This window comes from Paenibacillus sp. 11B (assembly GCF_030487755.1).
In the GTDB taxonomy this organism is placed as follows: domain Bacteria; phylum Bacillota; class Bacilli; order Paenibacillales; family Paenibacillaceae; genus Paenibacillus; species Paenibacillus vandeheii.
The window spans coordinates 111584-137949 of record NZ_JAUKNS010000005.1; the positions used below are offsets into that span (position 1 = coordinate 111584).

General features: G+C 46.9%; 24 protein-coding genes. 7 read left to right on the plus strand and 17 right to left on the minus strand.

The annotated features are described in order from the left end of the window. Positions 1 to 10 precede the first annotated feature (10 nt). The 3 genes from Q0V21_RS22650 to Q0V21_RS22660 are packed head-to-tail and all read right to left on the minus strand — an operon-like array spanning position 11 to position 2859. The gene (locus Q0V21_RS22650) at positions 11 to 844 is read right to left on the minus strand and encodes a carbohydrate ABC transporter permease (RefSeq protein ID WP_285077710.1); all 834 of its coding nucleotides are present in this window, start codon (positions 842 to 844) and stop codon (positions 11 to 13) included. Positions 845 to 856: 12 nt separating this feature from the next. Continuing rightward, positions 857 to 1747, minus strand: coding sequence for a carbohydrate ABC transporter permease (locus tag Q0V21_RS22655; RefSeq protein WP_079349924.1), 891 nt, complete (start codon positions 1745 to 1747; stop codon positions 857 to 859). Between the two features lie 11 nt (positions 1748 to 1758). Then, entirely contained in the window at positions 1759 to 2859 is a 1101-nt protein-coding gene (locus Q0V21_RS22660) for a Gfo/Idh/MocA family protein (RefSeq protein ID WP_301880718.1), read from the minus strand. Between the two features lie 642 nt (positions 2860 to 3501). On the opposite strand from Q0V21_RS22660, the gene Q0V21_RS22665 reads away from it, so the two are divergent. After that, positions 3502 to 5490, plus strand: a complete 1989-nt coding sequence (locus Q0V21_RS22665; RefSeq protein ID WP_301880720.1) for a DUF4832 domain-containing protein — start codon at positions 3502 to 3504, stop codon at positions 5488 to 5490. 123 nt (positions 5491 to 5613) lie between these two features. On the opposite strand, the gene Q0V21_RS22670 is transcribed toward Q0V21_RS22665, so the two are convergent. Continuing rightward, positions 5614 to 6177, minus strand: a complete 564-nt coding sequence (locus Q0V21_RS22670; RefSeq protein ID WP_301880721.1) for a TetR/AcrR family transcriptional regulator — start codon at positions 6175 to 6177, stop codon at positions 5614 to 5616. A 172-nt stretch (positions 6178 to 6349) separates the two neighbouring features. On the opposite strand from Q0V21_RS22670, the gene Q0V21_RS22675 reads away from it, so the two are divergent. Next, positions 6350 to 7324, plus strand: coding sequence for an NADP-dependent oxidoreductase (locus Q0V21_RS22675; protein WP_301880722.1), 975 nt, complete (start codon positions 6350 to 6352; stop codon positions 7322 to 7324). A gap of 105 nt (positions 7325 to 7429) precedes the next feature. Here the strand turns inward: Q0V21_RS22675 and Q0V21_RS22680 are convergent, their stop codons facing one another. From Q0V21_RS22680 to Q0V21_RS22700, 5 genes are all read right to left on the minus strand, one after another. Further along, positions 7430 to 9271 carry an ABC transporter ATP-binding protein gene (locus Q0V21_RS22680; RefSeq protein ID WP_301880723.1) on the minus strand — a complete coding sequence of 614 codons (1842 nt, stop codon included), beginning with the start codon at positions 9269 to 9271 and terminating at the stop codon, positions 7430 to 7432. After that, positions 9252 to 11090 (minus strand): ABC transporter ATP-binding protein, encoded by a 1839-nt coding sequence (locus Q0V21_RS22685; RefSeq protein ID WP_301880725.1) that lies wholly within the window; start codon positions 11088 to 11090, stop codon positions 9252 to 9254. Before Q0V21_RS22685 ends, Q0V21_RS22680 begins: the two co-directional genes overlap by 20 nt. A 277-nt stretch (positions 11091 to 11367) precedes the next feature. After that, positions 11368 to 12270, minus strand: coding sequence for a hypothetical protein (locus Q0V21_RS22690; protein WP_301880726.1), 903 nt, complete (start codon positions 12268 to 12270; stop codon positions 11368 to 11370). 384 nt (positions 12271 to 12654) lie between these two features. Beyond that, the gene (locus tag Q0V21_RS22695; protein WP_094937141.1) at positions 12655 to 13386 is read right to left on the minus strand and encodes a nuclease-related domain-containing protein; all 732 of its coding nucleotides are present in this window, start codon (positions 13384 to 13386) and stop codon (positions 12655 to 12657) included. Positions 13387 to 13630: 244 nt separating this feature from the next. Then, positions 13631 to 14524, minus strand: coding sequence for an NAD(P)-dependent oxidoreductase (locus Q0V21_RS22700; RefSeq protein ID WP_285077690.1), 894 nt, complete (start codon positions 14522 to 14524; stop codon positions 13631 to 13633). Between the two features lie 196 nt (positions 14525 to 14720). Between Q0V21_RS22700 and Q0V21_RS22705 the strand changes: the two genes are divergently transcribed. From Q0V21_RS22705 to Q0V21_RS22715, 3 genes are read left to right on the plus strand one after another with little or no spacing between them, the layout of a single operon-like run. Continuing rightward, complete coding sequence (locus tag Q0V21_RS22705; protein ID WP_301880727.1) at positions 14721 to 15854, plus strand: endospore germination permease; 1134 nt, start codon at positions 14721 to 14723, stop codon at positions 15852 to 15854. Continuing rightward, a complete protein-coding gene (locus Q0V21_RS22710; RefSeq protein ID WP_301880728.1) occupies positions 15814 to 17316 on the plus strand; it encodes a spore germination protein in 1503 nt (500 codons plus the stop codon). Before Q0V21_RS22705 ends, Q0V21_RS22710 begins: the two co-directional genes overlap by 41 nt. Continuing rightward, the gene (locus tag Q0V21_RS22715; protein ID WP_301880729.1) at positions 17313 to 18476 is read left to right on the plus strand and encodes a Ger(x)C family spore germination protein; all 1164 of its coding nucleotides are present in this window, start codon (positions 17313 to 17315) and stop codon (positions 18474 to 18476) included. The genes Q0V21_RS22710 and Q0V21_RS22715 overlap by 4 nt, the downstream gene beginning before the upstream one ends. Before the next feature lie 98 nt (positions 18477 to 18574). Here the strand turns inward: Q0V21_RS22715 and Q0V21_RS22720 are convergent, their stop codons facing one another. Beyond that, positions 18575 to 18946, minus strand: coding sequence for a hypothetical protein (locus Q0V21_RS22720; protein ID WP_079349937.1), 372 nt, complete (start codon positions 18944 to 18946; stop codon positions 18575 to 18577). Positions 18947 to 19094: 148 nt separating this feature from the next. Between Q0V21_RS22720 and Q0V21_RS22725 the strand changes: the two genes are divergently transcribed. Beyond that, positions 19095 to 19625: a hypothetical protein gene (locus tag Q0V21_RS22725; RefSeq protein ID WP_079349938.1), complete on the plus strand. Its 531-nt coding sequence runs from the start codon at positions 19095 to 19097 to the stop codon at positions 19623 to 19625. 92 nt (positions 19626 to 19717) lie between these two features. Here the strand turns inward: Q0V21_RS22725 and Q0V21_RS22730 are convergent, their stop codons facing one another. The 7 genes from Q0V21_RS22730 to Q0V21_RS22760 all read right to left on the minus strand — a co-directional run bounded on the left by Q0V21_RS22730 (position 19718) and on the right by Q0V21_RS22760 (position 25639). Continuing rightward, positions 19718 to 20014, minus strand: coding sequence for a WXG100 family type VII secretion target (locus tag Q0V21_RS22730; RefSeq protein ID WP_079349939.1), 297 nt, complete (start codon positions 20012 to 20014; stop codon positions 19718 to 19720). Between the two features lie 40 nt (positions 20015 to 20054). Continuing rightward, on the minus strand, positions 20055 to 21413 hold the full coding sequence (locus Q0V21_RS22735) for a Tle-like phospholipase domain-containing protein (protein WP_301880731.1): 1359 nt from the start codon (positions 21411 to 21413) through the stop codon (positions 20055 to 20057). 66 nt (positions 21414 to 21479) lie between these two features. Further along, positions 21480 to 21731, minus strand: a complete 252-nt coding sequence (locus tag Q0V21_RS22740; RefSeq protein WP_301880732.1) for a hypothetical protein — start codon at positions 21729 to 21731, stop codon at positions 21480 to 21482. A gap of 339 nt (positions 21732 to 22070) precedes the next feature. Next, complete coding sequence (locus tag Q0V21_RS22745) at positions 22071 to 22352, minus strand: hypothetical protein (protein WP_301880733.1); 282 nt, start codon at positions 22350 to 22352, stop codon at positions 22071 to 22073. A 286-nt stretch (positions 22353 to 22638) separates the two neighbouring features. Further along, a complete protein-coding gene (locus tag Q0V21_RS22750; RefSeq protein ID WP_301880734.1) occupies positions 22639 to 23937 on the minus strand; it encodes a galactokinase in 1299 nt (432 codons plus the stop codon). A gap of 166 nt (positions 23938 to 24103) precedes the next feature. Then, a complete protein-coding gene (locus tag Q0V21_RS22755) occupies positions 24104 to 24871 on the minus strand; it encodes a hypothetical protein (protein ID WP_367620548.1) in 768 nt (255 codons plus the stop codon). Between the two features lie 27 nt (positions 24872 to 24898). Then, positions 24899 to 25639, minus strand: a complete 741-nt coding sequence (locus Q0V21_RS22760; RefSeq protein ID WP_301880736.1) for a hypothetical protein — start codon at positions 25637 to 25639, stop codon at positions 24899 to 24901. A 312-nt stretch (positions 25640 to 25951) separates the two neighbouring features. Between Q0V21_RS22760 and Q0V21_RS22765 the strand changes: the two genes are divergently transcribed. Further along, positions 25952 to 26230, plus strand: coding sequence for a hypothetical protein (locus Q0V21_RS22765; protein ID WP_301880737.1), 279 nt, complete (start codon positions 25952 to 25954; stop codon positions 26228 to 26230). The last annotated feature ends 136 nt before the right edge of the window (positions 26231 to 26366 follow it).

The following is a 26366-nucleotide window of genomic DNA, read 5'->3' on the forward strand; positions in this document are numbered from 1 at the left end:
GGCAGCCATTTTACCCTTTGGTGCCCGTAAGCACCACCCCCTCGACGATATAACGTTGTGCAAACAGATACAGCAGACCAATAGGCACAATACTGATGAATGCCCCGGCAGCAAGTGCCGGCAGATCCTGACTCGTCTGACCAATCAGCAGCTGCAAGCCCACACTCAGCGTGAACATCTCTGGGTTTTTGATATACAGGAACGGCCCCAGAAAATCGAGCCAGGAATTCACAAAGGCAAAAATAATAGTCGTCATAATAATCGGTTTGGACAGCGGCATAATGACGCGTGCATATACCGTCCAGCGATTGCCGCCGTCGAGATAGGTAGCCTCGTCCAGCTCCTGGGGAATGGTCATGAAAAACTGACGGAACAGGAAGATATAATAGGCGCCTCCGAGCCAGGCTGGCACAATGAGCGGCAACCAGGTGTCGATCCAGTTCAGCTTGGAAAAAAGGACATATGAGGGAATCATCATAATGGATGGAGGAATCATCAAAGTAACCAGCACCACTGGGAACAGAATATTCCGATACTTGGTTGCAAAGCGGGAAAAACCGTAAGCGACAAGTGAGCTCGAAACTACCGCGCCTGCCGCCACAAAAAAGGAAATGATAAATGAGTTCTGAATCCACTGCCACATCATCGGCTGTACAGCAAATAACCGTTCAAAGGCTTCCAGACTGAATGTATCCGGCAAAATGGTTGGAGGGACCTTGTAGGTTTCCGCTTTGGTTTTCAGCATGGTCGAGAGCATCCATACCAGAGGCCCTGCGAACAGCATTAATGCTGCGATCAGCATGGTATATTGGGACGCTTTTACCGCTATTTTTCGGCTGTTCATGTAACTCTCCTCCTATCGTTCTCCCTCGTAATACACTAAGCGGTTCGATACTTTCATCAGGATCAGGGTGACTAGCGAGATCACAGCGAACAAGAAAATCGATTGCGTCATCGCCATGCTGAATTTCAGATCGGTAAAGGCCGATTTATAAATGTTGTAGACAAACGTATAGGCGGAGTAGTTCGGACCACCCTTGGATAGCAGCAGTGCTTCCGTAAACATCTGAAAGTTATACATCGTCTGAATAATGATGACAAACAGGATAGAAGGACTGATCATCGGCAGCGTAATTTGGAAAAATCGGCGAATCCCGCTTGCCCCGTCAATTGCAGCAGCTTCGTACAAATGTCTGGGTACATTTTTCAGTGCAGCCAGGAAGATGAGTACCCCACTGCCGGAGATCCAGACCTGAAGCATGATGATGACCGGCTTGATCGTATGTTCGCCGCCAATCCAGTCCACTTTGCCTATACCGAGCGCACCAAGTCCGGCATTCAGGATGCCAAATTCGGAATTGAATACCAGCCGCCAGATAATAACCGTTGCCACGATGGGCACCAGGGTCGGTAAATAGAAGAAGGTGCGGAATAAGGCAATACCTTTGACATTAAAATTAAGCAGCATCGCCAGACCGAGCATACCCGCCGTAACGATCGGAACACCGAATACAACGAAAAACATCGTGTTCATCAAGCTTTTCAAAAAGATAGGATCGTCCATCATGTGTGTAAAATTATCAACGCCGACAAAGTTGAAATTGGTTGCTCCCGGAAGCCTTGCATCGGTAAAGGCGTAGAAAACCGAGGTTCCGAAAGGAAACAGGAAAAAGGTAATAAATCCGATGATCCAAGGCAAAATGAAGAGAAAAAACAGCAGTGTGTCATATTTTCTCAACCTGTTCATGATGACACCCCTCAGCCTGAAATTTCTTCTAAATAAACGTACCGTTCTTCCAAAATGGATTTCTCTGCCGCCAGGGCAATAAGCAGCGCATTACGACCAACCTGTGCACTCGCAAAAGGCTGTCTGCCTTCCTGTACACATTTTAGAAAATCAATGCGCTGGGTCTGTCCTCCGGTATGTCCACCCATGATGGAATCCGACGACACATCAATTTCCAGGTGGTCCTTCGTCCAGTCCTGCCCGCCAACGATATCAATCGTCTTGTCATTCCGCGCCACCATCTGACCGCCATTCTCTCCGATCAGGCCGATCTCAAGCCCTTCTCCCATCAGATTGCGCGGCTTCAAATACATGCACAGACCCAGATTGGCTTTGCTGCCGTTATCATAATCAATGGTGATAAAGGCGTGATCGACGATGGAGGTGTCCGAAATTTCTTTCGTCGGATAGTGACTGTATGAATTTTGAATCTGATTAGGCTCCCCTTGCTTCATGACATGCTGCCCTCCAGAGGCAAACACACGGACTGGCTTCGCCTGAATCATCCAGTTGAAAATATCGAAGTGATGACAATCCTTTTCTACAATCGCTCCCCCAGACTTGGTCTTGTCATAGAACCAATCCGCAGGTGGGAACGGGTCACGGAATTCCTTGCACCACATTAATTTCACATCGCCGAGACGTCCGTTCTCCAATTCCTTCTCCATCCGGCGATACAAATTCGAATACCGATAGACCAGCCCAATCTGCAATATTCGCCCCGACGCTTCAGCAGCTTCTATAATGGCATCGCAATCCTCAATGGTATGGGCAACCGGCTTCTCCAGAAATACATGCTTGCCAGCTTCCAGAAAAGCTACCGCCACTTCACGGTGCAAATAGTTCGGTACACTGATGACCACCGCATCCAAGTCTTCCTTGGTGAGCAGTTCACGATAATCGCTTACGATGGTGGGGTTACTGTTCTTGAGTTCAGCCACCGTACGTGCCACATTCGCCTCATTCATATCACAGATGTAACGAACTTCACTATCTTCGAGCAAATCAAAACCAATGCAATGATGTGACCCCATGTCTCCTACACCGATAAAAGCCATTTTTATCTTCCCCATGCTTACACTCTCCGTTGCTCGTAAATTTGCGGCAAATGCCATGAAGCCAATTCGATGTTAAGTAATCTAACAGGATAGTGACTATGTAACGATAGTAAAATAGTTTTAGTTGCTTGTCAATTGATTTTGGCTAAATTTTAAATTATTTTGCGGCAACATATTCGTGATTTATTTTACATACTACTAAACAGTATAACTCTTTATTTATCATAAATTAAGCGTTTACAATTTTGTTCTATTATCATATACTTTAGTTTGTATTCATTTTTATTTGCGGCAAATATAATGACGAAATTAAAATTATTCATGTTCAAAATCTAATGAAACACTCTTATTTTCAATCAAAAAGTCAATAAATCCTGGAGAAAAAACCTGTTGAATCTCCTTTATTCATCACCTATAATGCAATTTAGACGCGGGATTCCAAATATAAAAACAACTTTTATATTTGCCGCAAACCAAAATATGAACCTTTAAGTTGTTTATTTCTCACTTACTCCCATGACTCTTACATAAAACGTCATAGATCTGCGATAATGTGGATTGGAAAGGAGCTGAGGTTCCCTATCTCCTCTCATGAAGACACATGAGGAGGAGCAGATGAAGTCAACATCCAAAATTTCATTATTCAGGAGGTATACCGTGACAAGATTATTCGATCGAAGCAAGCTGACCCTTGGACTGTTTATGGCTTTTGTCCTTACGATTACCCTGCTATTGCCTGCGGGAGCCTTACCAAAAGCCTCAGCTGCCACCATCACCATTGATGGCAATGTCAGCGACTGGAGCGGGGTTAGTGCTCTCACGACCAATAGTGGCACTGCCCAGACGCTCAAAGTGACCAATGATGGAACCAATCTCTACCTGCTCGTTCAAGGTTCAGGTCTGAGTACGACGATGGGCAACTTCTGGATCAATACCGATAACAATACGTCAACCGGCTACCAGGCAGCGGGCTGGGGAACTACAGGTGTGGAATGGCTGCTTGAAAATACAGGATTATATCGCTATGGTGGCAGCGGTACAGACTGGAGCTGGAGTTCTAACAGCACATTGACTACTTCCCAATTCTATCGCAGCGCTTCCGTCATTGAGGTGGCAATTCCTCTCGCTACATTGCAAATCAGTGCAGGCAGCACGGTACGGGTCGGGTATATCGACAATAGCTCGGATACGTCGAGACTGCCTGCGGCGGGACAAACGCTGCCTGCTTACCTTCTGACTTCGGCTGGATCGGGCGGCGGGACAGGGAACACCGTCGTGAATCCCGTTGAGCTTGACAGCCCACTTAACAATCCGTTCAAAGGCTGGGCGCCTTCGGCCAAGAGCACGACATATGCACAACCGCACAGGCTCGTGTATGCCGGAGTAACTTGGAAGGAACTTGAGTCTACCAAAGGGTCGTATGATTTTAGCGCGATTGAAGCTGCCAACAATCTCGCCTACTGGAAAAGTAAAGGCGTCAAAGTGGTGTTTCGCTTCATTCTGGACAGCCCAACAGGACAGGCTCATCGGGATATTCCAGACTGGCTCTACAATGACATGATTGCCCGCGGAGAATCACCCGGAACAGCTTATAACGATACAACCGGAGGCATGGGTACAGGCAACAACATGGGCTTCTCTCCCAACTACAATTCCACCTATCTGCAAGATCGGCACAAATTAGCCATCGAGGCCATTGCGACAAGGTACAACACGAATGATCGCCCCGTTGCTTTTATCCAGATCGGTTCTCTCGGACACTGGGGCGAGTTCCACACTTGGCCGTATGTCGGACCGAATGGCGAGACCAATTACACAGGTGCTTTCCCTACCAATGATATTTCGAACAAGTTTGTTCAGCATTATATCGATGCCTTTGCCGGCAAAGAGGACAAAATGCAGGTTCTGATCCGGCGCAGTATTGCCCTTGCCAAAACCAATAACAAAGGCATGGTCATGGGCATGTTCAACGATGTGTTTGGACATAAAGACAGCTTCGATGCCGATTGGGGCTGGTACACAGGCACCCAGAATGGCTATTGGGATGATATCGGCCAGCAGCAGCCAGCACATGCGAACTTCTGGGAGACACGCATCTCCGGCGGCGAATTTTACGGGGGCGCTTCCGGCATGCTTGCGGCATTAACCACGGGTAGCGGATTTACGGAAACGTTGCGTCAAACGGAGCTAAGCAAACCAAGCTGGCTGGGACCGAATTCCCCTGCCTCGCTTCCTCTGAATCATGCGTTGCAGGCCAACATCGATGCACTCAAGAAAAGAATGGGTTACCACTTTGTCGTGAAGGAAATCTCGCATCCGTCCACCATTAGCGGAAGCACGTTTACGACGACGATCAAAGTAGAAAACAAAGGTGTACAGCACTTCCCATTTGCCTGGCCGGTTGAAATTCAACTGCGCAGCGGCAATACCGTGGTCGCCAAGAAAACAACAACCGTTAATCTGACCACGTGGAAAACGGGTACCTACACCCTGACCGACTCCATTCCGGTCTCTGGTCTTGCTGCCGGAACCTATGATATTGCGATTGCGATCATTGATCCGGAAACGAATAAACCTGGCGTGGACTTTGCCAATACGAACAAGCTCACCGACGGTTCGTTCAAGCTGAGCAGTGTAACGAAGTAAACGGCATGACATGAAAAGAGCAGGAATAAGGGCCACAGCGCCCTTCGTTCCTGCTCTTTCTTTTTTGGATAATAACTATCTATCAACCGAACACAACAATCAGTAAGCCCCAGCAACTCTCCCCTATACGTGAGGCACAGGTGTCATTTGATTGCGTTCCATCAGAATCCATAATTCATCAACCAATTCTTCTGCGGAGTACGGTTCGGCTGAGGTAATCCACCATTCAATCATGCCAGCCAGCGCGGAAGCAAGGAATTGAAGCATAATCTCCTTGTTCCTTCCCTGATTGATGCCAGTCATGTCGATTTGTTTATCCAGTCCTCTCAACAGAGCAGCCTGCAAGCGAGTTCGAAATTCCGGGACACTTTGATCATCCAGCACTGCACCATAGAATAGAGCATGTTCCTTCAGATACCGAAAACTGTGCAGCAGAGCTTCTTTGGAAGGAAATATGCCAGTGACTCCGCAGAAGAGACTGCTCTCGATCATTTCCACCAAATGGGATTTTATACACTGATCCAACAAATCAAACTTGTCCATGAAATGCAAATAAACCGTTCCGCGACTTACATTGGCTCGCTCTGCAATTTGATTAATCGTGATTTGCTCGAATTTTCTTTCGGACAGCAGTTGAATAAAAGCCTCTATAATCGATTCACGTGATTTTTGTATTCTTCTGTCCATACCTACTCCTTTTATTATCGGATCTGAGCTAAACAAAACAGTGAATTGTGTTCATTATTATACACATTCCACTGTTTTAACAATTGTCGTCCAATCCCATTATAAGTACGATCATTATATTGAACGGCTGGGAACAAATCAACTGACAGCCAGCAATACCGAATGGAGGCCTATGATGAAAACAGTAGTGATAGAGAATTATGGAGGCTCAGAAGTTTTTGCGGAGCAGGAGCGCGATATACCACATATTAGTGATACACAGGTGCTCGTGGAGATGAGGGCAACCACCGTATCCTCAGCGGATCAACTGATCAGAACCGGAGCATTCCGGCATTTCATGCCCGTGCAATTCCCTCATGTTCTTGGAGTCGATATAACCGGAATCGTCGTGGCCACAGGGAGTAAGGTTACGCGTGCACAAATCGGGGATCGCGTTATTGCGGTGTCTCGTACAGGCGGTGGTTACGCCGAACATGTCGCTGTGGAAGAATGCGATCTTGCTGTGATAACACAGTCCCTTTCCGATGCAGAAGCTGCTTCGGTCTCTGCGTCCGGCGTGACGGCCTGGCAAGCCTTATTTCACTATGGGAAACTGCAGGCGGGACAGCGTATTCTGATCCACGCCGGTGCAGGTGGCGTAGGACACATCGCCATACAATTAGCCAAACAACACGGCGCTTATGTGATCACCACGGCTCGAGCCCATAATCATTCATTTGTTCTTCAGCTCGGTGCCGACGAAGTGATTGATTATACAACAACCGATTTTGCTGAGACTTTGAGTCCTGTTGATGTCGTGCTGGATATGGTTCGTGACCCGGTTGTCGATAAAGTCACGGGAATCGGAGCAACAGAACTGAAAAATTACAGCATATTAAAGAATAATGGGACGTTCATTTCCCTTGTAAATCCGGTGATTGCGACGCGACCTCTCATCCGTGGAATTGATGCCCAGTTTGCCTTGATCAGCCCCAATGCTAACGATTGGGAAGCGTTTATCCAATGGATTCAGACGAATAAGCTCGATATACATGTAGACAACGTATTCCCCTTTACCCGCCAAGGTGTAGCCGAAGCTCATAAATATTACGACACACGGAATAAGAGAGGCAAAATAGTTATTCAGAGGGATGTTATTAATAGATAATCTACCTCTCTATTGTTGCTCAAGAAACTGGGATGTCCCACTTGCAGCAGCAAAAAGAGCAAGTACTGAACACTTTCAAGGTTCCGTTACTTGCTCTTTTTTATACTATTGCGCCTTGTTTCGCAGCTGACTGTAATACAGCTCGCTGTAGAAGCCGCCCTGTTCGAGCAATGCGTCATGCGAGCCTTGCTCCAGCAGCTGACCATCCTTCAGTACAAGAATGCGATCGGCTTGGCGGATCGTGTTCAGCCTGTGGGCGATGACAAAGCTGGTGCGGCCTTGCATCAGGCGCTGCAGCCCTTCCTGGATTTTGATCTCCGTGACGGTATCAATACTGCTCGTCGCCTCGTCCAGTACAAGAATGGACGGGTCGGCCAGAATTGCCCGGGCAATGGCAAGCAGCTGCTTCTGCCCTTGGCTGATGCCGCTTCCGTCGGCCTGAAGCACTTTGTCGTACCCGTCCTTCATCCGCATGATAAAGGAGTGTGCATTCGCCAGCCTTGAAGCAGCCTCCACCTCTTCATCGGTCGCATCCAGACGCCCGAAACGAATATTTTCCCGAATCGTGCCCTGGAACAGGAATGAATCCTGGAGTACAAATGCCATATGTGAGCGCAAATTCTCACGCCGAATAGTCGTAATGTCACGTCCATCCACTGTCAGCGTACCGGCTGTAGGATCGTAGAAGCGGGATAACAGCTGAATCAGCGTTGTTTTCCCGGCCCCCGTCGGCCCTACCAAAGCGATCATCTCACCCGGCTTCGCTTCAAAGTTAATCTCATGCAAAATATTGCGTCCTTCATCGTATCCAAAGGATACCTTGTCGAAGCGAACGGCTCCCTCCACCTTTTCGAGAGATACTGCTGCGCCTTCATCCTTCGCTTCCTCATCCTCATCCAGCACTTCGAACACTCGCTCTGCCCCCGCAATTGCAGACAGCAACGTATTCCACTGGTTCGCAAGATCATTAAGTGGACGGGTAAACTGACGGGCATATTCCACGAAGATGATAATTACCCCGACTGTAATGGAACCTTGAATCGCCAGGATCCCGCCGATGCCTGCAACAATTGCAAAACTAAGGTTATTTAGACCATTCATCAGCTTGGGAATAAAACCAGAGATCGTCTGCGCCCAGAAACCGGACAACCGGATTTTCGTATTTCGTTCCTCAAACCCGCGAATGACCCGCTCCTCCTGGGAGAAAGCCTTGATAATCTTCTGTCCGGACAACGTCTCCTCAATGTACCCATTGAGTTCGCCGAGATTACGCTGACGTTGCTTGAACAACGGCCCGGTTCTGCGTGTAATCCAACGCATGCCAATCGCCATCAGCGGTACAACGATAAATGTAAGCAAGGTCAGCAGCGGACTTAACCAGAGCATCACGCCAAACGTTCCGATCAGTGTTAACACACTGGAGAATATCTGGATGGCCGAGCTGTTCAATGTACCGCTGACATTCTCGATGTCGTTGGTAACCCGGCTCATAATCTCACCCTGTTGTCGCTTGCCGAAGAAAGGAATTGGCAGCTTGTGCAGATGGGAGAACAGATCATACCGCATACGGAATACCGTCTCCTGGGCAATTTCAATCATCCATATATTTTGCAGCCATGATGTCAGGGAAAAGAAAATATAGACTGCCACCAGACCGAATAAAAATGTCGTCCAGCTGGAACTCGTCGCTTCCCCATCGATGAATTTATCCACCGCTACACCGACCATATAAGGCCCCAGCAAAGCAAGTGCGGAACTGGAAAATACCATCAGCAGCACCATCGTCAGCTTGACCTTGCGGCGAGCCAGATACGTCCAGATCCGACCTAACGTACCGGACCAGTTCTTCGCCCGTGCCTTCGGCTTGCGACCTCCACCTGCCTTCAGCGTCTCGGGATCTAACGGCGGTGGAGGCTGACGGAAAGGTTCAATGAATGCTTTGAACATGTGGTGTACCCTCCCCGTATTGTGATTCATAAATTCGGCGATACAGTTGGGAAGAATCCATCAGATCCTCGTGTTTCCCCTGTCCAATCAGATGCCCATCGTCCAGCAGCAGAATCAAATCAGCAGAGGTGGTTGAACTAATCTTCTGCGTAATAATAAACGTTGTACATGACAGCTCTTCCAGTGCATCCAGCAGCCTTGCTTCTGTAGCTACATCGAGAGCACTTGTACTATCATCCAGAATCAAAATGCTTGGACGACGAATCAATGCACGGGCAATCGAAAGCCGTTGTTTCTGCCCACCCGACAGATTGACTCCCCGCTGACCCAGCTGTGTATCGTAGCCATTCGGTAATTTCTCAATAGTCTCGTGAATCTGGGCACGCCTTGCTGCTTCCTTAATCTCTTCCAGCGTGGCGTCCTCCCGGCCCCAAGCAATGTTATCCCTTACCGATCCGGTAAAAAGAACGACCTCCTGTGGCACATAACCGATAGCTCCGCGCAATGTGGAAATATCCAACCGTTCTGCATCATTGCCATCGATACGCACTTCGCCTTGATCTTCGGTATAGAGCCTTGGAATGAGCTGTACCAGGGAGGATTTACCTGAACCTGTAGCCCCCATGATGGCAATACGCTCGCCTCGTTTGGCTGAGAACGTAATATCCTCCAGCACGGTAATTTCACTGCCCGGATAGCTGAACCCTACACCTTGAAAATCAACTGCACCCTGGATAACAGGACTCCCTTTTCCAGCTTGCGCCAAATGACCTGCACTCAAGGATTTCCCTGATTGTCCTGGTTGTTCTGGTTGTCCTGATTGCGGTCCTACTTGTTCAGCTTTTCTTGATCCTTGATCATGTGCTGATTCTGATACATCCTCTGTATCAAAAACTTCATTAAGCCGCTGCGCCGAAGCGCTTGCTCTGGAGAAGGTCACCAGAATCCAGGACAGCGCAGACATGGCACCGATGGTGCGAAGCAAATAGTTAATGACAGCGACCACTTCACCCACGGTTGCACTTCCGGTGACGATATCACGCCGTCCGAACCACAGAACGGCGATGATACAGCCATTCATCATGAGCAGCATGAATGGCATTGTTGTCTCCGTCAGGCGCAGCGCGGAGATCGTGCCTTTCATCAGCTTGCCGCTATATCCGGCAAAGCGTTCAATCTCGTGGCCCATCCGGACGAAGACACGGATCAGCCGAATGCCTGTCAGATTTTCCTGGATGACTCCGTTGACGGCATCCAGTCTGCGCTGCACATTGCGGAACAGCAGCGCTGCCTTTTTGATCATCCAGATCACAAACACGAGCAGCACAGGCACCATGACAACGAGCAGCAGACCCAGCTTCGGATTCACCACCACCGCCATGATCATGCTGCCAATCACGACCAGCGGCACACGCGTCATGAAACGCAGGCTCATAAACACCGTGTCCTGCACCTGTGTGACGTCCCCGGTCAATCGGGTAATAAGGGATGATGTTGTAAAACGGTTAAACACCGCATAAGAGAACGCTTGCACTTTATCATACAACTTCTCCCGCAGATCGTAACCGAAGCCGAGACTCGCATGTGACGCAAAAAACGAACTCGCAATACCCGCGGCAAACGCCACAACGGCACTGCCCACAAGCACCCCGCCCCATAGCCAAACCACTGACAGGTCGCCCTGCTGGATACCGTTATCAATGATTTTCGAGATCAAATAGGGTTGTGCCAATTCGACCGTCAATTCAATCAGCATCATGACCAGTGCTGCGATGGCGGCGACTCGGTACTTCTTCAAGTAGTACAACAGCTTGATCATAATCATTCCTCCGGCCCGGAGCGCTATATGTTCGTGACGATTGGGTATGTTCACGCAGCCAGCTCCGTTAGTCTCTTCTTTCAATAACTCTATGTAAAATTTCACGTATCCAATACGCTTATTATATCGCATTTTGAACCTTCAAATCGCTAATATCTTCATTCCTTTTCTTTATTAACCTGAAATGGACGGTGAGGGAACAATCATCGGGTACAAAAAAACCTGAACAGATTGCTCAGGCTTGTTGATTTTTCATACGATAGCATCAGCATCACATTTATTTGCCGTAGGTCTGTTCCAGTCGTTCTTCTTCATTGGTGGACAGCAAAATGTTCAGCAGCCCCATCGTGTTATTCGCTTCCGTTCTGGCTGACTTATACATCTCGGCAAATGCCGCCTCGTCCTGGACCGGATCGATGGCAGCCAGCTTGCCCCACACGTCGCGGGCTTTATCGTAGAGTTTCGTTAAGGTAATGTCATACGTATGCTGCGCGACAGGTGCCATCGAGTCGAACTCCGCGGCCGTCTTGAAAAAATCCATTGAGTCCGTAAAAGTCTGACTTGTGTAATCCTTGTTCTTCATGGCGTCCTCCGTGAGCAGCAGCGCCTGACGGGAGATAAACAACGTCTTGACCATGGCACGCTCCAGGTTGGTTGCTTCTTCCCATGATACATAGGACACTTCTGGTGCCTGAACGGTTGTGAAAAAAGGAAAGGCATCATCGATCAGACGTTGTGAATCGGAATGGATCGGAATACCTGTGTTCATGTTCACTACTGCATCACTGTAGTTGGCAATATTAATATTTTTGGAGCCTTCCTCACTGACCCGGCGCACCGGATGATCCTTAATCGGAATCCGAATATAGCCAAGCTTGTCGGCGTACTTCTGCTGTAACTCTTGGAGTGTCGAGTCCAAGCCAATCTTGCCTTCATCCGATGAAGACCCTGTTGCAGCCGAATTCGAGGATGTGTCCGCATCGTCAGCTTCATTCGTATCTGCTGACGACGTTTCAGTCGTTGAAGTGTCGGTGCTATGGTTCGCTGTGGCTAAGGCACCAGCATCCTGGGCAGAATCCTTCGTTGCTGCTTCCTTCGCCCCACCACCACAGGCGGTCAGAACAGCTGCCAAGCTGAAAATGGCTGTAAACATCTTGATTCTATGGTTCCATCTCATCATGTAATCTTCCCCTTGTCTTATGTATGTATCCGACTACGTTAACCTCTACTTTACTGCATGAACAACCTGGTTCATAAAGACCCTTTCCGATAACATGGATTATTCAGCATATAATCTGGTCTTTATTTTATCATAAGTTAAATACTGGGTGTATACGACAATATGCCTGCATCCTTATGTAACCTCACCTATTTCCTAATTTCACAGACAAATCACAAAAAAAAACGGTCACCCCTGAAAGGACAACCGTGTTTATGTGTATCCTGTGTACTTCATTACATCCACCCTTTATATCAAGTGATGGACCGAAACGAAGAGTACAAACCAAAACCCATGCATTCCCATTTTGTCGCGCTTGATTGATGCAGCAGGTTCAGGTACCTCTTATTTGATACCTTTGGCCTTCTCCATATGATCAGCCCGGATCTGGGGATCCGTGGAATTAACTGCGGACAACAAGTTGTAGATCGCCTGAATATCCTGCTCTTTATATAACGTTTCGGGGACCTCTGTCTCAAGCCTTTCCGTTTTACGCAGAATCGTCTCCACCAGTTCATGATCATAGATAATCAGTTCATCCGAATTGACATAACGCACTGCAGGATCAACGCTGATCCGACAGCGATTGGTGAAAGTCACCATCGAGACGAGACGAACTCGTTTATAATCACCGAGGTGTGCCTGAATGGCCTCTACATGCCCACGGTGCTGCATCAGTGGGTTATACATCTTGATTCGGCTGCTGCTGACGGTCCAGTTGGCCTCTCTTCGGCCGCCGCGGATCTCACCCGTTGTCAGGTTTCGTGTCTCAATTACAAAGATCCCCCGGGGACCAATGACGACATGATCAATGGATGAATAACCCGATCGGGACTTGGTATTGGCAACGAGCAAGTCATTGAGAACTTTGTATTCACCCGGAAGTCCATGCAGCTGCTGGGCAGTGGTAGGTTCCTCTGGCTGACGGGTCCAATCCCCATCGGATTTTGCTTTGCGTCGACTGCGGACCATACGTGTAGGAATAGGCGCCGTTGAGGGCAAAGATGAAGCGGAAGCTGTGATCTGGTTCGCGAGCTCTGGCTGTGACTTGAACAGAGACAGGATTTTTTTGAACATGGGCAAGCTCCGTTCTATGTAGTGTGGGTTTCGCACATCCATTATGTATACTTCTATTACTTATGTCGGATAAAGAGGGGCAAAAATAAAGGGAAGAGGACCAAAAATACACGGCTTAACCTAAAGTATATACAGTTTATTAACCAATCCTGTGACTTTAGACGCATAGAAGGGGAGATTTTAAAAAAACAGCGCATTCCTTTCTATGGAAGAAAAAGAACGCGCTGTGTTCTGGTTGTGGCGATTAAGCCTGTAAATAGTATGTGTAAAGCACCTGTGTACCCTTCTCATCTAGACCGTTCCTTGAGATTTCCTGATACAAAGATTCGGCCAGTGCCAGTCCTGGCGTCTTCATGCCCATCGCTTTGGCGGATTCAAGAGCGATACCCATATCTTTGATAAAATGTTTCACATAGAATCCAGGCTCATAATCGCCTGCGATCATGCGCGGACCGAGATTGCTAAGCGACCAGCTTCCGGCTGCACCGGTAGCGATGCTCTTCAGCACACTCTCCGCGTCCAGACCTGATGTCTTGGCATAGGCAAGCGCCTCGCATACACCCATCATGCCTGAAGCAATGGCGATCTGGTTGCACATTTTGGTATGCTGCCCCGCTCCCGCCTTGCCTTGCAGCACAATATTGGTCCCCATCTGCTCGAACAACGGACGAACTGCTTCGAAAGCCTCCGAACTACCACCCACCATGATGGACAGCTTGCCATCCCGTGCTCCAATATCTCCACCGGAAACTGGTGCATCCAATGCATGCAGTCCTTTGGCTTCAGCGGCTTCATAGATCCGTGCAGCCAGCAGCGGACTGGATGTAGTCATATCAATCAGGTACGAGCCTGGTTTGGCGTTCGCCACGAGACCATTCTCACCGAGATAAATCTCCTCGACATCCTTCGGATACCCCACCATTGTGATGATGACATCACACTCTGCTGCGAGTTTGCCTGGGGTGTCATGCCATACAGCACCTTCCTTCACGAGCGCTTCCGCTTTGGCTGCTGTGCGCGTATAGACATGAAGCGGGTAACCTGCCTGCTGGATGTGACCTGCCATGCTTTTGCCCATCACGCCTGTACCGATAAAGCCAACTTTCGTCTCTGCAGGTGCCTTTGTCGTATTGGTCATCGTAGGTCTCCTCCTTATTTCTCTCTGCTCCAGTTGGAACTTGTCTTCTAAACTTGCTATATCTGTATGTTAATGCTTTCGCGCGCGGCCGTCTATCTGTTTCCGCATTTCTGTCCAAAAACAATGAAACAGGAATCGAAATCCCATATGTTGTACAACCTAACGGAAACTTCCTTGAACGGAAAGGAGGATTCCCATGAGCCGTGAAAAGGGAGAAATCACGATATGGCTGTCCTTTTCCATTATTTTGTTAAGTGCAGGACTTGTATGCCATGTTCTATCCATTCCGGCGATTCTGGATTATGCAGGCAGAGATGGATGGCTATCGGTCGTGGCTGCTGCCCCTTTCTTCATGTTGTTTCTATGTATGATGTTTGTGATCATCCGACGGGTACGCGGACAGCGTTTGACGGACTGGATTACGCGGGAATTTGGTGCAATTCCTTCATGGATTTTCCGCATTACTGCTTCAATTTTGCTGCTTTCACTTGGCTCACATACCCTATATGAAACAACGAACTGGACGGTATCCACCTACCTGCAATTCACCCCACCTTACGTGCTCGCAGGCGGCGGTGCACTGGTTGCTGCTTGGGCGGCTGCCAAAGGCATACGTTCCATTGCCATGACCTCCAGCCTTCTGCTTCCCTTCGTGATCCTGCTTGGATACTTCGTGATGTCAGCCAACATGAAATATAAAGACTATGGACAGCTGTTCCCGATTATGGAATATGGTACCGGTCCTGTCCTGAGAGGCATGGTCTATTCGCTTGCCGGACTGATGGAAATCTGGATTTTGATGCTGTTTCAACATGATATCAAAAGCAAAATTCGCTGGTGGCATCTTCTGCTGCTCGGGCTATTCATGCTCACTATGGCCATTGGCCCAACGTTGGGAGCCATCGTTGAGTTTGGTCCGGAGGAAGCCGCGAAACAACGAAATACCCCTTATGAGCAATGGAAGCTGGTGAATATCGGGAAATTGCTTCAGCACGTGGATTTCCTATCCATATACCAATGGCTGAGCGGTTCTTTTGCCAGAGTGGCCATCTCTATTTATCTTATTGTGGATCTGCTCAATTTTCGCAGACCGAAGAAACGATACATTGCTGTTCTCATCGTCACTTTCATCATGTGCTCCATAGCGGTCCAGTGGTGGAGAATTGATTACGTCGACTATTATGTAAACCATATCCAATTTCCCGTCATGCTGGCTTATGTATCTGTCGTCACCATCCTGTTGACCCTGGCCGCACTTATTCACAAAAAAGACAAGGAGGCTCCTGCTCATGCCGCTCACAACCACACCAAAGAGCCCTCATCGGACTGAACCATTCCGGATCAATCAGCATAATCTAACGACCTTTTTTGCCGGATCGGATGACGTCATTATTAGCAGGCACATGATGGGGGAGTCTCCCACACAGATTATCATTGTGTATTGCAGTGGTATGGTGGACAGCAAATCCATCTACGATATTATTCTTCCCGAATTGGCCCGTACCTACGAGATTACTCAGTTCGTTCGTACATCGGATATCGAGAAGTCCATCTCCCTTCAATGGTCCCGGATGGATTTACAGGACCCCGCATTGGGAACGGACCTCATGTCCCTGCGGGTATTTGAAGGTCATCTGCTCATTTGCATCCCTTCGCTTCAATCGATGTGGAGCATGGATATATCCAACATTCCTACCCGTTCGCCGGATGAATCGACTACGGAGGTATCCATCCGCGGAGCCCGGGATGGCTTTATCGAACGCCTGTCCGTTAATATCGCTTTAATTCGTACACGGCTGCGCACAGCCGAACTGGCCTGTAACATCGAATTGATGGGTTCGCGTTCCGTGACCAAGGTAGCCCTGATGTATATCAAAAATATTGCCAATCCCGAGCTGATCGATGATGTCAAGGATCGGCTGCGCAAAATCGACACGGAACGAGTCATGACCGCGAATGAACTGGAGGAATTATTGTCTCCTTCCAAAATCACGTTGTTTCCGGTCACCCATTACACAGGCAGACCCGATTTTGCAGCGGAATGTCTTCTGAACGGCCGCTTCATCCTCATCGTGGATGGCAATCCCAGCGCCATCATCGGCCCGGTGAATCTGTTTCTCCTTCTCAAATCCCCTGAGGATGCCAGTTTTCCGTTCCTTCCGGTGAATGTGGGCCGCATGCTGCGCTTTATCGGGCTATTGGTGACCATATTCCTGCCCGGCTTCTATATTGCGCTGACTTCATTTCATATGGATCAGCTGCCTTTTCCGTTGGTGGCCACGATCTCGGTTGGACGAATGGGGCTGCCCATGGAGTCCGGGGTTGAGATGTTTCTCATTATGCTTCTCATGGAGCTGTTCCGGGAAGCAGGGGTAAGGCTACCGAGCGCCATCGGTCAAACGCTGACCGTTGTTGGCGGATTGATTATCGGGGATTCAGCCATCCGTGCAGGGATGGTTTCCCCGCTCATGATTGTCGTCATTGCCGTAACCGTGGTGGCCGGGGCTACTATTGTGAATCAGGTCTTGACCAGTTCTGTTCTGATTCTGCGCTTTTTCTGTTTTGTACTGGGGGCATCCCTCGGCATATACGGGTTCATTCTGTCCATCATCCTGTTCCTGATCTACCTGACCGATCTGAAATCGTTCGGCATTCCTTATCTGACGCCGCTAAGTCCGCTTCATTTCAAACAGGCTGTGGCCTCCTTATTCAAGCTGCCGAAGGGATGGCTGAAACGCAGACCTGTCTACCTGGAAACGCAGAATCCGCGCAAAGAAGGGAATGATCAATGAAGCGGCCTATACAACGATGGTTGCTAGGGCTGCTAAGTTTCTCTCTTTGTTTCGTGACCAGCGGATGTTGGAGTGCATACGAGATTCAACAGGTGGACTATGCCAAAGCGATTGGGATCGATTATAAGGACGGAATGTACCATATGTATGTTCAGAGCATGGACTTTGCCAGTGTAGCCAAAAGCGAAAGTTCAGCCAAAACGGCGGAATCCCCGCCGGTATGGGTTGGACATGCATCGGGAAAAACATTGAATCTGGCTGTCAACGAGCTGTTCCGAAGTTCCCAGCTTCATATTGCTTGGGGGCATGTGACCGCCATTGTTATGGCCGAAAGTATCCTGACAAGCAAGCATATCAAGGAAGTGTTCGACATGCTTGGACGTTTTCCGGAATCACGTTACACAACCTGGGTGTACGGCACTCGCGATCCGTTGGAGGATATTCTGAGTGCCACGTCGATCTTCAATATGTCGCCGCTGGACAGCATTCTGCATAACCCTCTTCCCTCATTTCTGGAAGAATCTCTGTTTCCTCCGGTGCTCAGTTTCAAACTCATTGCTACACATAACGATGCATCCACGACAACCTATCTGCCTTGCATCGCCATGAACAAGGAGCATTGGTCGCAGAACAAAAAAAATCATGAACTGTTTATCATTGACGGCGCTTTTTTTGAGAAAACCGGGGATGACTTTGAATATTTGCCCCAAAACAAGCTCTCTGGTTACCACTGGCTGCTTAAAGATATGCGGCGTGCGCCATTGATTATTGAAAATGAAGGAACCATTTACGGTGTGCTCAGTGTCGGCTTGCCCAACATCAAGATTGTTCCTGTCATTCGTGGAAATGAGGTTCGCTTCAACATCGATGCCAAGTACCTGACCGCCCTGTATGAATATCTCACCCCTATTTCCTATGATGATATGGTTCAAATTAGCGAGAAAACGTTACGGGATCAAATCTTGCAAACATATCGCGCAGGTCTGCAAAAAGGGGTCGATATCTATGGACTTCAGGAGAAGCTTTATCGCAAAAATCCGAGCCTGTGGCGTAAGTTATCCCATGATGGCTCCAAGATGATCCTTACGGAAGATTCCATTCAGAAGCTGAACATTCATATTACGATTCCATATACGGGTAAATTCCGTAGGAAGGTGTAACCCTCGCAACAAAACAAATCCCCTGCCGTATTGAACGGACAAGGGGATTGTTTGGTTGATGATGCGATTATTTTGCTTAGGGGGTGAGAAGGGTTTTCCTATTTCGAAGCATTCTGCCTATAATACTCCATTACTCGCATGCGTGTGGTCAGAATCAGGGTCTGTGGCAGCAGCACTACAAATATAAAAAGTGGCACGATCAGCACCAGGTGAGCGGCAAAATTTTCTGCGCCAAACGATGGTTTGGGAAGCTCAATGAAGTACCACCAGCACGGAATGGCAACCAGCCAGGTCAGTCCGGTAGAGATGAACAACTCCTTCACCCCGCTCCACAGAAAGCAGAACATAATGACAATGGTTAAAATGAACCACGAATGGGGCTGGCCCGTCCAGCTCCTATCTAAAAATATAAGCAGAGGATACAACAGTGTCGTACTCCATCGCCAGATGTTGCTGGTGTACAGTTTCATAAGCTTCCCCCTTTGTATCAAGCGTCCCTTTTACTACATAAACGACACCCCGACTAAAATGTTGGATCTTCCAATCACTCGGTTTGCATGCATAATTACCAATTTACGGCTCATACTACCGTAAGGAAATGATTGAAGGAGTGACAACATGAGATTAAAAAGCATTATTGCCTTTGGAACGGTGTTAACTTGCTCCACACTGTTGTGGGGCTGTGGCAATGCCAATATGAACCATGCTTCCGAGCAGCAGGATACTGTACAATCCGAAAGCTGGAGGGATCCCAAACGACTGGAGGCTTCCCACCTAGAGGCACTGGAACGGATGGAAAAGGATCACATCCACCGCATGGTTTCAATGAATGCGAGCTTGGATGGAGATAAAGTCATGACCACACTGGAACGGTCGACCCAAAAGCTGGAGGAAATGAGACCGCTCGCTGAAATGCTTCAACACGAAGGGCATCCAACGCTACTACAGCGGATTCAGGAGATGGCAGGAGATATCCAAAACTCGAAACAAGTGGTTGCTGAGATGAAAAAACTGCCTCAGGACGGTAAAATTAAGATCCAATCCGAAAACTCTGATTCCTTACACCACATCGCCAGTTTTCGCGATTACCACCAGTACATGCAAGAGAAAATCCAGACTTTGAACAAAGCGAAGTCAGCCACACATTAATCTGACGTTGCTCATACCAATGCCTAAACAAAACAACCATAGTTAGATGGGAAAGTTTAATTCCTATCTAACTATTTTCTTGTGAAGAGGTATTATTGTATCCGGCTGCGATCCAGGCGATCTTCTCTGTCGGCTTCCTCCATTTTACGAATATATTGCTTCAGTTCTTCTTTATGAGCTTCAAGTTCTGTCATCTTAGCAGAAGCCCCCTCCATAAAAGACTGCATCTTATGTGTCAGTTCTGTTGCGGATGTACCAATCCAGTCTTGCTGCAAACGGTCATGAATGGAGCGCATTTTCTTTTCCTGCTGCATAAGCCGTTGCTGCAACTGCTCACATTGCTGAACAGCCCTTCTTAAATCCGACAAGGATACGGATATTCTGCCCATTGTCCATTTCCTCCTGTTATTCCTTCTATGTAAAGTTGAATTAATGTTGGTCCGCGAGTACAAAATCCTCTCTTTTACGTTCGATATACTCCGCAATTTCGCTGATGGATTCCTGATACCAACGATTAATTGCTTGCAGTGTTGCTGTTGCGTTGTACGCAATGGGCGTAAAAGACTGACTTTCGCTCGTGGATATATGTGTCTGAAACATCTGAATTGAAGCCTGAGCATCACTGGAGAAGCCACTTAAACTTAACCTCATCTCCCGAGCAGCCTGTGCTAACTCTTCCGGTGTTAATTGAATCTTGCCGCCCATTCCACTGACATTTCCTGTAGCCGCTGCGATCAACGGAGGAACAATGCCTGACATCAAATTGGAGAACGTGGCTAATGCTTCCTGATGGGCCGTCCATCTTGGAGAAATATCAATGGTTTCCCCTGTGCTCCGGTCAATTAGCGGGCCTTTCAGATTTCCATTCTCATCAAACTCATATTGATCCATGGAATGATATCCCTTGCCTTCGTCCTTCGAGAATGAATCAAAAAATCTCATAATATCACCTACATGAAGCTTGTCCAGATCCACACCTATTCTTACATCATGAACTAACATGGGTGAGCCTACGCCCAGGGGTTGAAAAGGAACCTTTAACTGAAACTGAAATTTCCAATTCTGATACATCGCATTAGCGGTGTCAAAGTCCTGACCTTTATACACGGTACTTCCTACGTGCCTGTCATATTCACTTATTCCGCCAGCCCCTACAGAATCATTCGGATGAACCACGTTAACCATTTTGTTATCAAAATGACCCTCATTCACTTTGGCTAAGCTTACATCATCCAGAAGATTCGTTACGCTTGGAGCACTATATGTCATGCCAGACACATCCTGACGAGCAGCTACATATTGAGCCAAACCGCCACCCAGGGAATGACCCGTCAATGAAATGTCTGAATCAGGATACGCCACCTTCACTGCTTCATACAATTCCTCAGCTTGGTGAAACTGATTATTTTCCCAATCCATATTATCCTTCATCAGCTTGAAGGGACTATTTTTAAATATATTATGGCGTTCTGGATCCGTGATTGCATCCTCAAGCCTTCTGGTTCTGCCACCTACCACATCGAAGGCATCTGTCTCCCAATCCGCAAGTTTATCCAAAAAGTTACCCTGTGGTTCGGTTCCGCGATAACCAATGACAATCTGATCCGTTAAATCATTCTTTAATACAACAGCATCGAAACCGGACCTTCTATGTAATTCGGCACCTTCAGGCTCAATGACTTGCCATTTTGCTGAATCCAGTGTATCGGGATAGTCACCTTCCTTTAAATCAAGATAAGCCAGTTCCGAAATATCTTTATACGTTTTATCAGTGATATAAGTGTCCATAGCTCTCCTTTGTTTTACTGTTCTAAAGAGTTGAGTTAAAACCAGTATATAGTGTCCGTTTGGAACTTAATTTTTCTTTTGTTTAAGCAGTGCTTTGGGGACAATTGCTGTTTGGACTTCAAACGTATCATAATCAATAAGAATAGAGATTTCCGTGTCTTTGTCGTCTTGGACATGCCCGCTTAGACTAACATTGTGACTAAGGTCTTTTGGCATGAATTTATGATCTGTAAACTCCACTTCCGTATTGTATTGATCTATAAAATACTGTTGACCAATTTCTGTGGCCTGTTCGATGATTTTGTCTTGATTGGGCATAGAATTGCATCCTCCAAGGATAAGTAATAGAAGTATAGATATCATAGACATACATTTAAGCCTTTTATAAATCTTCTTCACCCCCTAGATATGTGAACTTATTCCAAAAGAAGTAGAATCATTATAGTGTATCTTCGGTGTAACTTGTATATAACAACTGAAAAATGAGCAAAAAGTCTTTATCCCCCATAGGCAGTGGAAGCGAGACTCATTCAAGTACCTAGGCAGTTGTTACCAGAAATAACCTCACACTTTTGCGTGTATATGATTATTCCCCACCCGCTGACCTCGCTTTTAAATGCTAATCCTCCAAGGGTATTTCCCCTCATCTTCCATCGTTCATTCCACCCACAAGGAGACCCATATAAATATGCTGAATAACACAACTGGCATAAGTGCCCCAGTGGCTAACATGATCCAAAGTGTTGCTGGCTTTACATTCTGGAAGTATTGATCAAACCAGTGAAATCGTTCTTTCCGCCATTTGGCAAACTTGAGTTGCCTAATCATATGTTTTAACATTTTATGACGCTGCTTTCCTTCCTCCACTTCTTCCAGCGCACGTCGCAACTCGTCATACAAACGGGCCTCTTCCTGCTCGGCCACTGTGCTTGTCGTCATTTTGCATTCCCTCCCTTACTTAATTAACACGGTAACGACTCCAGAGTTTGAAATTTTATAGGGAAATGAACATAAGACTACTCACGTTCCACAATCATCTTCGCCAATCCCTGATCTAAAGTTATTTCTGAGAACGGGGCTCCCCTCCGAAGTCCGGATCAAGCCACAAGAGGATAACAAAAAGCGGTCCTCTTGCATGACCAGCGTCAGGTCGGAGAACCGCTATAATGTACCGTTTGATCCTTTTCGGACGAATTAAACATCGCATTGTGTTACAACGACTACATTAGCCCATGTTTTCGATCAACGCATTCAAGCACACCGCACCCTGTGCACGCACGTTAACCACAATAATTGGCGTATCCAGCATGCCGTGCATCCAGGACATATACTCCTCAACCTTGTCGTTGGGAAGAATCGTCAGAATGACGCCTGCGAATCCACCGCCGTGTATACGACAAGCGCCATCACCCAGCTTTTGCAGATAATTTTCAGTTAATGCCAGCGCGATGCCAATCTCCTGTTCCTTCACCGAACCGTTCTGATATACATTCTGGAGCCACTTCCAGGAAGAGTTGCCCGACGCCGTAATCAGTTTCAGGAAATCAGCAAAACGCCCCTCGCGCAGCGCCTGCACCTGACCATCCACCCGATTGTTTTCCTCCAGGAAATGCAATGCACGCAGCACGGCGCGATCCCCAGCCGATTCACGAACCTGCTTGAGATTAGCGTAAATCGCCTCGGCTGTAATTTCCCGGACATATTCGCTGCCCAGCGCTTTAGCAACCGCTCTCATCTCATAAGGAACAGCAGCGTAGTCTTCTGTCAGATCCGCATGGTTCCCACCTGTGTTTACAATAACCAGTGAGTACCCGTTTTGTTGGAAATCCCATTGTACAGGTTCGATGACAGGCTCCGCTGGATTTTCAAAATCAATCGCAATCAGCCCACCATAGGCACAAGCCATCTGATCCAGCAGACCGGACGGTTTATTCCAATAGTTGTTTTCCGCATACTGACCAATCTTGGACATGACCACCACATCTAATCTGCCCTCATTGTAGAAATGATTCAGAATCGTACAGATCAGCATCTCGAACGATGCCGACGAGCTCAGCCCGGACGCCGAGAACACGTTACTGGAGATGTACGCCTGGAATCCGCCTACTTTGTATCCAAACTCTCCAAATCCAGCAGCCATACCACGAATCAGCGCCGTTGTGCCATCGTCTTCTGTCTTCGGTGCCAGATCTGTGAGATCGATTAAATATTTCTGGTCATAGCCTTCTGAATAAAAGGTAATTACCGAATCCGTCGTTGGCGCAGCCACTGCAATCGTATCCAGTGTAATACTGCCCGCCAACACCTTGCCATGGTTATGGTCTGTGTGGTTGCCCCCAATTTCGCTGCGTCCAGCCGCACTGAATAACTTGCTGCCCTCTTGTACGCCAAAATACTGTTCGAATGATTCATTGAGCTTCGTGTAACGTGCCGTGTGCTCTTCCAGTTGCTGCTGACCATACATTTGTACAAGCAACGTTTGGCCTGGAGTGGATTGAATCAGTTCCAGTGGTTGTGTAGTCATTAATAATCCTCCTATGGAAATAAAGCATTTATTTTTCTATTGTGTATGATGATCGACTCGGGGAACGGTTCATGCCCGTTTATCTCCCATTATCTCAGCTTCGTTTCGGAAAAGGTAGGGCAGAATTGAAAGTTTGTAAGCGTTTTTTGAAGACATTCTTATTTTTTTATTCAACAGGTTTAACTTCAATCTGATCAACAATAAATTCATTGTCGGCTTTATCAAAGGTATACGTGATATTGAAGTCACACACATATGTAGGAGATATACCAATAGAGCCGGGAAGACTTAATTTTATTTTGTGATTCTCCAATGTATAAATAACAACACCGCCGAAAACAAGCTCATCTTGATGGTAGTCTGGTGCTGGATCAAAATCATAATTGAAGTTATCTACTTGCCCTTGTGAATTCACTGTAATCGCTAGTGTACCATCATCATTTTTAGAAACACGCGATTCAATATGCTCAGCAACAATATCCTCATAACGCTGTACTTTAATTTCCGATAAGCTATCGGAGTTAACGACATGAATTTCATAGATATCCAAGCCTGTCCCTCGTCCAACCTGAATGATTATTATAGCCTCTTCCTTACCATCACCGGTAAGATCGGTATAAAATAACTGCGGCTCCGTTCCCGAATGATGAGAAATGCTCCAATCAAAATCTTTTGCGCGCCCATTTATATCTAGAGTTACTCTTTCAATTGCATCTTGCGTTTCCTTAACTGCATAAAGTTTTACTTGTTCATCCTCAGAAGATCCGATTAATTTCAATTTTGAGTTTGTCTCTTGTTCTGGCTTCGTTGATACCTGTTTAGTCGGAGACTCGCCCCGTTCCTGATGGACAGTACCTAACGATTCAGTTTGGCATCCTGCAAGAAGAACTGCACTTAACAACATAAATGAAGCTATTTCTTTTATCAAATTCATGTCCCCCTTTCATCTAATTAGCTAAAATTAATCCAATGAATTCAACTGAATTGTTACCTTCCTCGTTTCTCGATCATTGGCATCAAACCAGTCTTTAAGTACGTTATATTCGCTTGTTTCTAATGCTGCTATTTCAATCGTGAAATGGATATTGTCTATCCAATCATAAGAGATGATAGGCCAGGTCGGTTTCAACATGAATGTTTCTTCAAAATCAGTTGATGCATATGGGATGATTTCTAATTTTTTGAGATCCACGGAAACAAGGATATGTCTCTTGACCAGACCACCTTCATCATAAGCATACCGAATCAATACCTGCTGATAATCAGAAGAAAGTTTATAATCTTGTAAAATGCCCTCAGGCATCGGCAAGCTATGTGTCCCTCTAGCATCAATTTTCACCAAAAGGGTAGAGCATGCTTTGGTTCCACAGCCATACTTTAGCATCGAATATGTTTCCGAAGAAGGCACCTTCAATACCTCCACATGTGTACGATCTATTTCAGTTTGGAAGTCCCGTTCGTTCATAAGGTAGCGCTTATACTCTGGGACGTCGTTAAGAGATAATTGTAGGGTTGCTTCTTCATTCATGATATCAATGATATTGGGTAATGATGAAGCTTGGTTAGGCAAGCCTGGGGAGTTGACGTCGTTTCCCATTTTCGTCTGATATGCGGAAGATTCTAACCTATCAAACCATATTGTAATTACCGCTGAAGTAACGAGTATTACAAACAGTAGCAAAAAGAACCTTTTCTTTTTCATAGCACTCCTCTTTCGCGCATGGTTTCGATCCAGAATCAAATGGATTATACTACAAAGATATCCATTTTTGGTGTCGGAGCGGTTTCAATGTTGTTTCATGTGAAAACCCATTTTTGAGGTTAAGAGGTGAATCTATGAACGTTATTCTAAACAAAGAACCAGATAAACGTCGTATGAACGTAGCCATGCTTATGTATCTCATACTAATGATTTTATTTTATGGCATTTATATTTCCTTGGAATCGGATCGAATAGTTCAATCACAGCAGTGGACTTCTGGTGGTTTCATAAGCGAACAAGGTATTGAGTCAAATGGGAAGATGGACGTCAATCACTGAATCACTGTTTCTCGTTCTGTTCGTACTGGTAATGATCATCATGATTACGCGGTATAGAAGAAATGTAAGAAAATTGATCCCTTTTGCCTTATGGAATGTCGCTTTGTTTGTTGGGGTAGGGGCGTTCAGTTTGGTTGGTTCACAAATGACGTCAATGTCCGTTGGCAACCTGGTGCAACCAATCATCGTACCCGCTTTTCTATTGGCTGCGTTGTTCATATATGTGGTTTGGGGATTAAGAAAACTTGGATAATGTGTGTGAGGCGATTATAAACGCTCAAAAACTTTGGTTGTTTTCTCCATAGATATCTGGAGTGCAGCCAAAGTTTTTTTACATCTTATCTTAGAATCGGATCGATTAATGCACACTTAAACGTATCGCAAATTCC

Excerpts from the sequence above, each read along its gene's own strand:
- Q0V21_RS22650 (WP_285077710.1), bottom strand. The coding sequence starts at position 844 with ATGAACAGCCGAAAAATAGCGGTAAAAGCGTCCCAATATACCATGCTG.
- Q0V21_RS22655 (WP_079349924.1), bottom strand. The coding sequence starts at position 1,747 with ATGAACAGGTTGAGAAAATATGACACACTGCTGTTTTTTCTCTTCATT.
- Q0V21_RS22660 (WP_301880718.1), bottom strand. The coding sequence starts at position 2,859 with ATGGGGAAGATAAAAATGGCTTTTATCGGTGTAGGAGACATGGGGTCA.
- Q0V21_RS22670 (WP_301880721.1), bottom strand. The coding sequence starts at position 6,177 with ATGGACAGAAGAATACAAAAATCACGTGAATCGATTATAGAGGCTTTT.
- Q0V21_RS22675 (WP_301880722.1), top strand. The coding sequence starts at position 6,350 with ATGATGAAAACAGTAGTGATAGAGAATTATGGAGGCTCAGAAGTTTTT.
- Q0V21_RS22680 (WP_301880723.1), bottom strand. The coding sequence starts at position 9,271 with ATGTTCAAAGCATTCATTGAACCTTTCCGTCAGCCTCCACCGCCGTTA.
- Q0V21_RS22685 (WP_301880725.1), bottom strand. The coding sequence starts at position 11,090 with ATGATCAAGCTGTTGTACTACTTGAAGAAGTACCGAGTCGCCGCCATC.
- Q0V21_RS22690 (WP_301880726.1), bottom strand. The coding sequence starts at position 12,270 with ATGATGAGATGGAACCATAGAATCAAGATGTTTACAGCCATTTTCAGC.
- Q0V21_RS22695 (WP_094937141.1), bottom strand. The coding sequence starts at position 13,386 with ATGTTCAAAAAAATCCTGTCTCTGTTCAAGTCACAGCCAGAGCTCGCG.
- Q0V21_RS22700 (WP_285077690.1), bottom strand. The coding sequence starts at position 14,524 with ATGACCAATACGACAAAGGCACCTGCAGAGACGAAAGTTGGCTTTATC.
- Q0V21_RS22705 (WP_301880727.1), top strand. The coding sequence starts at position 14,721 with ATGAGCCGTGAAAAGGGAGAAATCACGATATGGCTGTCCTTTTCCATT.
- Q0V21_RS22710 (WP_301880728.1), top strand. The coding sequence starts at position 15,814 with ATGCCGCTCACAACCACACCAAAGAGCCCTCATCGGACTGAACCATTC.
- Q0V21_RS22715 (WP_301880729.1), top strand. The coding sequence starts at position 17,313 with ATGAAGCGGCCTATACAACGATGGTTGCTAGGGCTGCTAAGTTTCTCT.
- Q0V21_RS22720 (WP_079349937.1), bottom strand. The coding sequence starts at position 18,946 with ATGAAACTGTACACCAGCAACATCTGGCGATGGAGTACGACACTGTTG.
- Q0V21_RS22725 (WP_079349938.1), top strand. The coding sequence starts at position 19,095 with ATGAGATTAAAAAGCATTATTGCCTTTGGAACGGTGTTAACTTGCTCC.
- Q0V21_RS22730 (WP_079349939.1), bottom strand. The coding sequence starts at position 20,014 with ATGGGCAGAATATCCGTATCCTTGTCGGATTTAAGAAGGGCTGTTCAG.
- Q0V21_RS22735 (WP_301880731.1), bottom strand. The coding sequence starts at position 21,413 with ATGGACACTTATATCACTGATAAAACGTATAAAGATATTTCGGAACTG.
- Q0V21_RS22740 (WP_301880732.1), bottom strand. The coding sequence starts at position 21,731 with ATGCCCAATCAAGACAAAATCATCGAACAGGCCACAGAAATTGGTCAA.
- Q0V21_RS22745 (WP_301880733.1), bottom strand. The coding sequence starts at position 22,352 with ATGACGACAAGCACAGTGGCCGAGCAGGAAGAGGCCCGTTTGTATGAC.
- Q0V21_RS22750 (WP_301880734.1), bottom strand. The coding sequence starts at position 23,937 with ATGACTACACAACCACTGGAACTGATTCAATCCACTCCAGGCCAAACG.
- Q0V21_RS22755 (WP_367620548.1), bottom strand. The coding sequence starts at position 24,871 with ATGAATTTGATAAAAGAAATAGCTTCATTTATGTTGTTAAGTGCAGTT.
- Q0V21_RS22760 (WP_301880736.1), bottom strand. The coding sequence starts at position 25,639 with ATGAAAAAGAAAAGGTTCTTTTTGCTACTGTTTGTAATACTCGTTACT.
- Q0V21_RS22765 (WP_301880737.1), top strand. The coding sequence starts at position 25,952 with ATGGGAAGATGGACGTCAATCACTGAATCACTGTTTCTCGTTCTGTTC.